Source organism: Sphaerospermopsis aphanizomenoides BCCUSP55 (assembly GCF_001586785.1).
In the GTDB taxonomy this organism is placed as follows: domain Bacteria; phylum Cyanobacteriota; class Cyanobacteriia; order Cyanobacteriales; family Nostocaceae; genus Sphaerospermopsis_A; species Sphaerospermopsis_A aphanizomenoides_A.
Genome location: NZ_LUFH02000091.1, coordinates 16,663 through 27,251 on the forward strand (window position 1 = coordinate 16,663; position 10,589 = coordinate 27,251).

Below are 10,589 nucleotides of genomic sequence, written 5' to 3' on the forward strand. Positions count from 1 at the left end.
ATGCCTTTGTGAATCGGAGATGTCTAATTATTCGACTCCTTGTTTAAGTCTCATGATTGCAGATTTTGTATCATACAGATTTTTATTACATTCTTGCAGATTGCTAATAATTATTTCAAAACCTTTCTTATTTATACCTGTTTGTTGAACAATACTTTTGCTCATATTATTACTCACGGTTTGATACTCGGAAAGTAGTTGAGTAGTACTATTGTGTAATAACTTCATCGAATCCGAGTGAATTTTGCGAAAGTCGAGGCTAGACTGTTGGATATAGGTCTCCATATTACTATCAAGAGTGTGAGTTTTGGGATTATGTTCATCTAATTGATTGGATGCAACAAGTATTGCAGAATTAACTTCTGCTGTATATGCTGTTACAGTTGCTATTAATTGATTAATTGCTGTAATTATGCTATCTAAATTATTAGCTTTATCAGCAATTTTCTTATCTAAATTATCAAGCTTGTTCACTGCTTTTTGGTAAATGTTAGCTCCTTGCTTCAGTTTGGGAATTATTTCACTCAAAATATTTTGGTTAGATTGATGCAAATCTAATACTTGAATCGAACTTTGATTAATACTCTTGATATCATCTGCTAAACCCATTAAAGCATGACTACAATTTTGAATTTCACTTAAGGCCGTTTGGATTAATTCCGCTGTTGCTGCTAAACTTGTTGCTGATTCAGAAAATTTTTGCTGTGTATTACTTAAATCTACTGTAGCTAATGATAATTTTAAAGGAAAATCACTTCTATTAAACGTTTCAGCCGACTCTTTAAATATTTGAGATGTTTTATTGAGTGCTGTCATGGAATTTTCAAAATCATCAGCAGCACGAGATATAGTTCCAGCAGCATCTGTAAATTTTTCATAAACTTGTCTCGCTAAATCTGTAGTTTCTCTATTTCCATCAGCAATTTGTTGTGCTACCTTACCCATAGATTGTTCTACAGCTTCGCGTACTGTTTTACCAAAATTTGTTAAAAATACATCTTGTTGATCTACCATTCTATTGACTATTTTATCTAGGCGAGTATCACCTTGCTCTTGAGGAAAATAAATGTTATCCAGATAATCTTCCAAAGAACTAAGAAGGCGATATTTAGCAATTCCACTATTAAAAAAGAAATTGATTACTGTTAACAAAGCACTAAAAAATAATCCTGTTAAACTGGTAGTAAAAGCGATACTCATTCCTTCTAATGGTTTCTTTAATTCAGCAACTAAATTACTCATATCAATAGCATTAGTTTGATTAATTGTTTGACTGAGAGTAGATAAATTAATGGTGATACCGAAAAAAGTACCAAGTAACCCAAATGCTAACAATAAATTTGGTAAGATGCGACATAAATAATCTATTTGTTCACAGGTTAATCCTTTACCATCGATTTTTTCCTGACTATAAATTTGATCAATTAATGCTGTTGTATTTACCTGTTCTAATTGTTTAGACGCTTGTTTAAATCTATTCTCTAATGTTTGGACAATTGGAGCTTTTACCGAAGCTTCTTTTTTAATTAATTTTTGAATTATATTAATTAAATTTATCAAATATCTGTGAAGATATATGCGAAGAAAAATAGTAATTAGAGAGGGAATGACAACAACAACAAGAGTTATAAAAATTAATAAAGGTGGTAGGGGTGGGAGCATAAAAATTACCTTTGGTAGTGCGGGAAGATGGTTAAAAGTGGGTAGATGTGAACTACCCAGAAACAAACTAAATTAACTACAGTGGATATAACAGAAAGATTCTTTGTTTTTCTCGTTCGTATTCTTCTGGAGTAATGAAACCGTTATCTAAATCTTGTTTAAGCTGCTCTAATTCTTGTCTTCGTTTTACACGATTATCATTATTCTCTACAGGAGAACTAGGAACTATTTCCCCAACAATAGCTTTTTGATTTCCGATCTTGTCTCTAGGTGGAAGTGAATTTTGATTTCTAAATCTTGCTTCCATCTTCTTCCAAAAACGATTTATCACCCCCTCTCTGACTGTAGGTTGCATATTTGGTGAAACATAGACTTTTTGGATATGAGGAAAATTAGGACTATCTTCGGGTATTTTTTTCAGTTTATCTGGAAATTGCCGCAGTTTAGGTAGATATTCATTTTCCCATAGTTGGGGATTATTTTGCATTTCCGAAATTACATCATCTAAAATCTTCTGCAAAGTATCCGCCATATTACGGTTATTGGCCAAATCTTCTAAAGCTTGCATCCAAATTGTACTCAAATTAGCAGTATAATAACTATCTTGGAAAGAGTCATAATGTTGAAACTCTAATTCCTGAGTTTGCTGATTTTCATTTAACAATTCCAAAGCTAAACAAGGATAAAAAATATCCTCCAGTTCTTCCATTCTTCTAGCATCAGGGGGAATAATATCAGTAAAAGAAGCGCGAGAATCATTATGTAAAAAAGATGTACCAGAATTTTGCTCTCGTATATATGGGTTTCGCATTTTTTCTAAACTGCTAATTAATCTCAACGGAAACCCTGCATACTCATTGACAATTAAGATTTCATCATCTGCTTGAGTTGTTTTTAAAGCCGTTGTGGAAACTCCTAAATCTTGTGTGAGTAATTTTTTAAAATCTCTAACTTCTGTTTCATCTGTATCTTTATATCCTACTAATTTACTACTTTTATCATCCTCATCTCGGAAATAAGGATCACTTAAATTTAAACGCAGCAATGGTTGAGCTTCCTGCATAATTTGTGTTAAACGAGTTGAACCGGCGGATGAAGAATATTTTTTCATGAAGCGTTTAATCACAGAATTAACAATATTGCTACCACGAAAAGCAAATATTTTGACAACTGTGGGATCAATTTCTTGTTTTAGCTGAGAGTATGTAGCTCGTTCTATATTGAGGAAAAATGCTAAAGATTGACCTTTACCTGTTGCTTCTGTAATCGCTGAACTTGCTAATACTAATTGAGGACGCACATCATTTTCTGGTAACATTGTTTGATAGCAAAGTTCTATATCTTCACTATCAAAAATTGCCTCCCCACTCATTTCATCAAAATTCAGTTGTTTTAATTCTCGTTCCTCTTTTTCATAAGCACTTTGTAAGTCTTCTACTAAACTGCTAAAAGCAGCAACTTGTTTTTCTCTTTCTTGAACGTGCTTTTGTAAGTGATTAACTATTTTTAGTGTTTCTTGTAACACTGTTAAATCAAAATTATGCCTTATCAATTTGCAAACTTCTTGGATAGCTTTTTTACATTCTTCTTGAAATTGGCTATTTTTTAAATTGCCAATCAGCATAAATTTATTTTCCAGTTCTTCAATGATTTGATCAGTATTATCCCATTTTCTTTCTACATCTTCTATACGTTTCATTCCCCCACAATCAGTGATTGATTCTTGCAAATCCCTTTGATATTTATGCAGTTCATGTTGCAAAGCTTCTAACCAGTTCCGGGTATTTCTAATAGAAAAGTTAGCTTCTATGGGTGTAAGTAGCTGAATTAGATAATCATCAATATTGGTATTAAGTTCCTTGGTGATTTTAGGAGTAGCTTGAATTAATTTTGTCAACCAATAACCGCGAATACTTTCCGTTTCTCCTGGTTGTACTGTGCGGAATTGTTTATAAAATTCTGTTGCTAACTGTTGCCGTAGATTTGCACGGTCATCTTTATTTTTACATTCAGAGATTAACCTTGATAGTTTATTTTGCCAAGTTTTGAGACTATTACTAAAAGTCTTATTAGATTCTTCTACAGACTCGGCTAATTTATTAGTTAATCCATCTCGTTTTGCTAAATCATTATGCCAGTGATGTTGAATCAAAAATTGTTCAAGTAAGTTAACAGGATCGGGACTTTGACCTTTACCATTTAACCAAAATTTGACTAACTCTAAACTTACTTTAGTTAAAGCTATTTGAATGATAGTGTCACGAGGAAAATAAATTGCCGATAGTCCAAATGTTAAGTATGTTTGGCTATTAGGACGGGGGTGTTTGTCGGACTGAATTAGGTGTGGAAGAAAATTATCTCGATTTCCTTTAATAACTGGAGCTAATTCACCAGAAAATTCTAACGCTATTTTATGGGCAATTACATTACATAGTTTACCTTGGGTGAGTATTTCATATTCACCCCCTGTTTGATGCGATAGCAAATAAGCATAATCAAAGGGCGGACGTTTTTCTTTAATAATTGATAAATTTTCAATATCATAACAAGCTGCAAATTCTGTGCCAGGACTACTGTAATGATTTAATTCTTTTAATGCAGCATAAGTATTCGCAATCATTCTAGTAGTATTACCATACAATTCTGGACTAATTACTAAATAACCTAAAATTCTAGCGCCTTTTTCACCATAAAGATTTCTCAGACTATAAGCAACATCCAAAAACATTCCGCTTCCCGTACCACCACAAAGAGAACCAACAACAAAAATACTTAATCCTGGATCTATTTTAAAGCCAGATTTCAGTAATAAAGCTTCGTGTCCTCTGGTGCGTCTTTCTGCTGTTTCAATAGCTATTTTCACTTTTTGATAGTTGTGAAAAAAGGCTAATCTTCCTACAGGTCTGATACCTTTTGCACCTTCTTCCACTGCTTTGATATTCCGCAATAACTGAGGAGGAAACCAGATGCCAATATGGTCATAGGGTCCATAACTATTATATTCTGAACGCCTTTCTAGTCCATCCACAAACATAGTGACATCTTTCGATGACATGGTAGCACTGACTTTTTCAGCTTCTTTAAAACTCAAATCAACACCATGATAGGTACTCCCAGTTCTAATACCTGTGACTTGGGTTGCTGCTTTATCTGTATCTATGTGAACAAAACTGACAATTGGTAAATTATCTAAGTCTCCATAACGGTCAACAATTAACCGTCTGATTCGCATTAATACATCTCTGCCAGTGCCACCTAAACCGATACAAATTGTGCGATTAATTCCTCTATATTGTGGTTCATTTGCCGATGTTTGAGTCATGATTTTTCCCCTGAATACTATTTTTTGACTTTGATAAAAATTTCGTGTTCGCGTTGGCGTTTACCTGGACAAGTTAGGGCAAAATTGGAACTAGATACGAGAGTGCGGGATAGAATTTTTTTGGTGTTAAGTTCAATCTTTGCATTTGCCTGTGGAACTAAATAAAGCTTGTTTCCTTTACGTTCTAGATATGCTTGTAATTCTCCACCTGGCAAGTCGATAGAATGTATACAGCTAGGGTCATATTCACCAATTGCTATTTTTTTCTTGTTTGCTAATCTACATATTTGTTCTTCATCTTCTCCTCCTGCTTCCAACTTGATTCTTACTTCCCATTTTTTGTGTAGTTTGGTGAATTTGAATACAGTCCAAATTCCAGCAGCAAATATTAATAATAAAATTAAACTGGGTAGCCATAGTTGTTTCAGTAAATAAGGATTAACTAAACAAGTCTCTTTCCCTCCTGGTGCTGGTGTACAAAATTCTTGAACTATAGGATTAATGTCTACGACAGATAGTTTATAATCTTTATTATCTTGATTTTTAATTGTAAGCGATCGCTCTTTTAAAGGTAAAGTCTTAATCCAATTCTGGCGCTCCTGACTTTCCAATGATTCTGCTATTCTCATAGGACTATCAGCAGGGGTTTCTATCCAAACTTGGGAATTAATTCCTGGTTGAGTAAATAAAGGTGCATCAGTAATCCAAACAACCGACTGTGGCTTAATTAGTTGATTGTTTGCCAGTCGATTTTGATTAATTTGCGCTACACCTTGATAGACAATTAATTCTGCTCTTTGGATATCTGTCCCATAGCGATTGGGGTCAGAATTAAAAGGAATTCTAGCTAATACATTGTTAATGTTTTCTGTGTTGTTACTACTAAAATATATAGGTTTTCCTAATGGATTTTCAGGAGATATATCCTCTGCTAAAATCACATCCTTTGCAAAAGGAACAATGTAAACTGAGTCTCCTGGTTTGAGACTGTCTTCAATTATTTGACGTAAGCGGATACGACCTTGGTCATTTAATCCCACACTTTCAGTAATGTCAATTGCTAAGACCACATCCCGTCTTCCATGATCCAAAATGGCGATTAAATCTAAGCCAAGTTTTTGGCTAGGAGTAAGCAGTTGTCCAGGGGTAATTCTTGTCAAAGTCACAAATCATACTGTTTATTTTGTAGTGTATCTGCAAATTGCTACTAATGACAACGCATCTCATCAAAAAAATATAAATATTGTTATAGGAGTTACGCATTGACAAAGTGGTAAAATAGTGTATTGATGAAAGTGTTATTTTCTTAGCAGGTATCGGACAATCAAAGACATCACTAAACCGGGAGTCGGACATGATTAGGATTAACGCAGCATTTTTGAGTTTAGGGACTTCCAGAAATTAAATTATCCAATTTTGATAGCGAAAAATTTTTCCTCCCCTGCGTCCCCTGCGTCCCCTGCACCCCTGCTTACTCAACGAGTGGATATTTTTTTATTTGGAAGTCCCTTAGCGGATGGGGGGATTTTGGGGAAGGTGATTCAATTTTAGATTTTGGATTTTAGATTTTAGATTGAAAATACCTATCTGGCAAGCACAAAATTAATTGCTACCTAAATAAATTTCTACGTTTCTAGTATTCCAACAGCTTACTATTTTTAGCCTTCTGGAAATCAGCAAATAAATCATTTTCACTCATCTTAAGTCAAGCAATCTCAATCTCAGTTTTTGCCAACTAATCAATCTGTAAATTCATACAGTCAATTTTTACAACCAGTAGTTTCTACACATCAAACTTTAAGCCTTTGTTCACACATTTTTTTCTTTTGTGGCTACGGCTATTATTGGAACTGTTTTTGCTTTTATTACTTCTATTATTCTTGTAAATATTTTGTTTTTTGTTGGTCAAAGTGGTCGTTTTGTGGTATATCTTATAATGTCGTTTGGTAGGTAATATGGAGATTTTGTATCTTTCTTTTCTTTACATTTTTATTCTCAGATCAGAGATTCGTAAGTTTTAGCAAGTAGGTTGAGTTAAGGTACAAAACCTAACATTAAATTTCTCTAAAATTTAGCATCAATGCCCAATAATTTTAAGTGAGTTGTTTCTCATCACATTTTGTAATCTAGGAGGACTTATAGGAATGGAGGAGTTAGTTAAACAAATTGAAAAAGCATTAGATTGTAATCTTTATTATTTAGCATTGATATCAACTCTAGTATTACCTGACATTGCAGGAGCGATATCATATTCACCAAAAGGTTCTTCAAACGAAGAATTTTATGTGAAATGGTTTGATAAGTACGTTGATGATAAAACATTAACTGGAAAAGAAAGTTATTTATTTAGGAATAAAATAGTTCATCAAGGTACTTCAATTGTTCATGGAACTCCTTCTTTTAAGAAAATAGCCTTTGTTTATACAAAGATGATGACTACAGAAAGACAAATTGTTCTGCATAACCTCTTAGATGATTTGGGTGGGAGAGGTATTCTTTATGTTGATATAGATATATTCTGTGATTCAGTGATAAGAGGAATTCGTAAATGGCTATATGAGGTTGAAAATACAGAACAATTTCAAAAAAATTATTCTAAATTTATTAAATTTCATCCTGATGGCTCACCAGAATACACACCTAATATACCAGTAATAGCATCTGCACGTTTAGATTCATATCCATAGCGATAAATACTTAAAATTAAGCTATACATTTTTTATTGCTACAAATTAAGATATACTCCAATTTTCCTAAAAGCAATTAGGCAATTTCTCATTTTAAACAAGAGGAAAATTATGTTAGATTTATACGATTTAATCCGCAAGATCCAAAAACGTCCATCCATGTACTTAGGACGTTCAACTATATCTAACCTTACTACCTGTAGAGCTGGTTATTCCTTTGCACGTCGTCAAATGCAAATACCTCAAACTACGCAATAACAAGAATTTGCAGGTTTTCAAACTTGGATTCAACAAAAATATAATGTTACTTATAATCAAACTTGGGATCAGATTATTCTCTTTTTCTCTAAAGATGAAAACTCTGCTTTTGCAGAATTTTTTAAGTTATTTGATGAATTTACACAAAAAGATTCTGCTTCTCAACCACAAGGTACTATAAAAGTCAGTTCAGGAAAATAGTCTGAATCAAACATCCTGTTAATCCTTTAATCCTGAAAATCCTGATTCTGACAAAATCATCATCCTGAAAATCCTTTAATCCTGTACTATGGCTAACGTCACGCTCCGCGTTAGCGTAGCTTTCGCTTTAGCGATACGACTTCGCTCAGTAACCAGAAATCCTGATTCTGACATTTTTTATTTATATAAATTAAGATATCATCCAATCTTTAAAACGCTAAACCTCACTGCCTAACTGACACTTAACTAGACTAACCGCATACAACAATATCCCCGACTTTTCAATGGGTTGGGTAGCTTTTAATTTTGACAAATTCAAAGTATAAATTATAGAGTATAAATTCTTAATTAAGAATTATAGATTATCAATTATGGTCATCTCCACAATCTATGTAAATCCTGTTACCGGAAATGATACTAATACTGGTTCTCGGCTGAGTCCTGTCAGAACCATCACTGGTGCTTTAAAAGCAACTCAATCACCAGCAATCATTCAGTTAGCACCTGGGACTTACAGCACAGCTACTGGTGAGATTTTCCCCCTAATTATTGGTGGAGGGATGCTAGTAGTGGGTAATGAAGCTAACAAAGGTCAGTTAATTATCATTTCTGGGAGTGGAGAGTATCAAAGTCCTAGCTTTGGTAAGCAAAATATCACATTATTGCTACTCGGTGATGCGAGTTTATTGGGTGTAACTATCAGCAATCCTATTTCTAAGGGTACTGGGATTTGGATTGAGTCAACAAGTCCGACTTTAGCAAATAATACTTTCAGTAAATGTGGTAGAGAAGGGATATTTACAACTGGTAACGCTAAACCTGCAATTTTGGATAATCTGTTTGTGCAGAATGTAGCCAGTGGGTTAATGATGGCACGTTATAGCAAAGGGGAAGTGTTGCGGAATGTGTTTGATAATAATCCGGTGGGAATAGCTATTAGTGATTTTGCGGCTCCTCTAGTAGCTAATAATAAACTCACAAATAACAGAATTGCGATCGCTTTATCTCGTGATGCTAGTCCTGTACTACGACGCAATCTGATCTGCAAAAATAGTCAAGGTGGTTTGTTGGTAAATGGAAATGCCATTCCTGACTTGGGTAAAGAACAAGATCCAGCTGATAATATTTTTAGAAATCAAGGTGAATTTGATGTCCAGAATTTATCGACTCAAAAGTTAATTTCTGTAGGTAATCAGTTGAATCTTACCCAGGTCAAAGGAGTGGTAGAATTTATTACCGCTACAGCCGACACTCCCAGTCAGGTGGGAATTAGTACGGGTTTTTCCGACTTAGATGGACATTGGGCAGCTGCTTTTGTAGAAGTTTTAGTAAATAAAGGTTTTATCAGTGGCTTTCCTGATGGTACTTTTCAACCATCGACACCAATTACCCGCGCTCAATATGCTGCCTTAATTACTAAAACTTTTCAACTCCCTGAAAGTAAAAATTTAAATAAATTTAAAGATGTAAGAAATGATTTTTGGGCTGCTGCTGCTATTGCTAGTGCTGCTGATGGAGGGTTTCTGGGTGGTTTCCCTGATGGCACATTTCGACCAGGACAAAATTTAACCAAGGTGCAAGCCATAGTATCTATTGTCAATGGTTTGAAATTTACTGGCAGTAACCCCAACGGTTTAATAGTGTACGAAGACAGGGCGCAAATTCCTAGTTATGCGACTAATGCTATGACAGTGGCTACGCAAAAATTATTAGTAGTGAACTATCCCAGAACACAATTATTAGAACCTTTACGAGAAATAACCCGCGCAGAAGTAGCGGCTTTAATTTATCAAGCATTGGTAGCTAAAGGACAAATGGAAGCTATTCCTTCTGCTTACATTGTCAAACCAGATACAGAAATTCCCTCATTTTCTGATTTAGTGGGACATTGGGCAGAACCTTTTATTCGGGCTTTGGTAAGTATGAATTTAACTCAAGGTTTTGCTGATGGTAGTTACCAGCCAGATAAACCCATGACTCGCGCCCAATATGCGGCTTTAATTACTGCTGCTTTTAACCCTGTATCCAAACGGCAAACACCAGAATTTACTGATGTACCCGCAGATTTTTGGGCAGCTAAGGCGATTCAACAGGCTGCTAGTGGGGGTTTTGTAGGCGGATTTAGCGATCGCACTTTTCGTCCCCATCAAAATGTACAACGATTACAAGTGATTGTTTCTCTAGTCAATGGACTGGGATTACCTGCTGCCAGCACAGATTTATTAACTGTCTATAGTGATAGAAAATCTATTCCTGAATATGCCCGCACTGCGATCGCTACTGCCACACAATATAAAATGATTGTCAATTATCCAGACTCTACCCTACTTGCACCAACAAAAGATGCCACACGCGGCGAAGTTGCCGCTATGATTTATCAGGCACTAGTCGCCCTCCACCGTGTTAAACCCATTAATTAGGGTGTAGGGTGTGTAGGGTGTGGGGTGTGGGGTGTGGGG

At 34.8% G+C, this 10,589-nt stretch carries 6 protein-coding genes; 3 read left to right on the plus strand and 3 right to left on the minus strand.

Annotated elements, in window-relative coordinates:
• Window positions 1-27 precede the first annotated feature (27 nt).
• From A0J48_RS20330 to A0J48_RS20340, 3 genes are all read right to left on the minus strand, one after another.
• Complete coding sequence (locus A0J48_RS20330; RefSeq protein ID WP_200326337.1) at window positions 28-1,662, minus strand: hypothetical protein; 1,635 nt, start codon at window positions 1,660-1,662, stop codon at window positions 28-30.
• Window positions 1,663-1,738: 76 nt separating this feature from the next.
• Entirely contained in the window at window positions 1,739-4,984 is a 3,246-nt protein-coding gene (locus A0J48_RS20335) for a tubulin-like doman-containing protein (protein ID WP_200326339.1), read from the minus strand.
• 17 nt (window positions 4,985-5,001) lie between these two features.
• Window positions 5,002-6,150, minus strand: a complete 1,149-nt coding sequence (locus tag A0J48_RS20340) for a vWA domain-containing protein (protein ID WP_200326341.1) — start codon at window positions 6,148-6,150, stop codon at window positions 5,002-5,004.
• A gap of 978 nt (window positions 6,151-7,128) precedes the next feature.
• Here A0J48_RS20340 and A0J48_RS20345 point away from each other — a divergent pair.
• The 3 genes from A0J48_RS20345 (at window position 7,129) to A0J48_RS20355 (ending at window position 10,550) form a co-directional block, all read left to right on the plus strand.
• A complete protein-coding gene (locus A0J48_RS20345; RefSeq protein WP_200326343.1) occupies window positions 7,129-7,671 on the plus strand; it encodes a hypothetical protein in 543 nt (180 codons plus the stop codon).
• Between the two features lie 111 nt (window positions 7,672-7,782).
• The gene (locus A0J48_RS27175) at window positions 7,783-7,929 is read left to right on the plus strand and encodes a hypothetical protein (RefSeq protein ID WP_234301048.1); all 147 of its coding nucleotides are present in this window, start codon (window positions 7,783-7,785) and stop codon (window positions 7,927-7,929) included.
• Between the two features lie 572 nt (window positions 7,930-8,501).
• Window positions 8,502-10,550: an S-layer homology domain-containing protein gene (locus A0J48_RS20355; RefSeq protein WP_200326345.1), complete on the plus strand. Its 2,049-nt coding sequence runs from the start codon at window positions 8,502-8,504 to the stop codon at window positions 10,548-10,550.
• Window positions 10,551-10,589 lie beyond the last annotated feature (39 nt).

Coding starts and splice junctions, on each gene's coding strand:
- A0J48_RS20330 (WP_200326337.1), bottom strand. CDS start 1,662: ATGCTCCCACCCCTACCACCTTTATTAATTTTTATAACTCTTGTTGTT.
- A0J48_RS20335 (WP_200326339.1), bottom strand. CDS start 4,984: ATGACTCAAACATCGGCAAATGAACCACAATATAGAGGAATTAATCGC.
- A0J48_RS20345 (WP_200326343.1), top strand. CDS start 7,129: ATGGAGGAGTTAGTTAAACAAATTGAAAAAGCATTAGATTGTAATCTT.
- A0J48_RS27175 (WP_234301048.1), top strand. CDS start 7,783: ATGTTAGATTTATACGATTTAATCCGCAAGATCCAAAAACGTCCATCC.
- A0J48_RS20355 (WP_200326345.1), top strand. CDS start 8,502: ATGGTCATCTCCACAATCTATGTAAATCCTGTTACCGGAAATGATACT.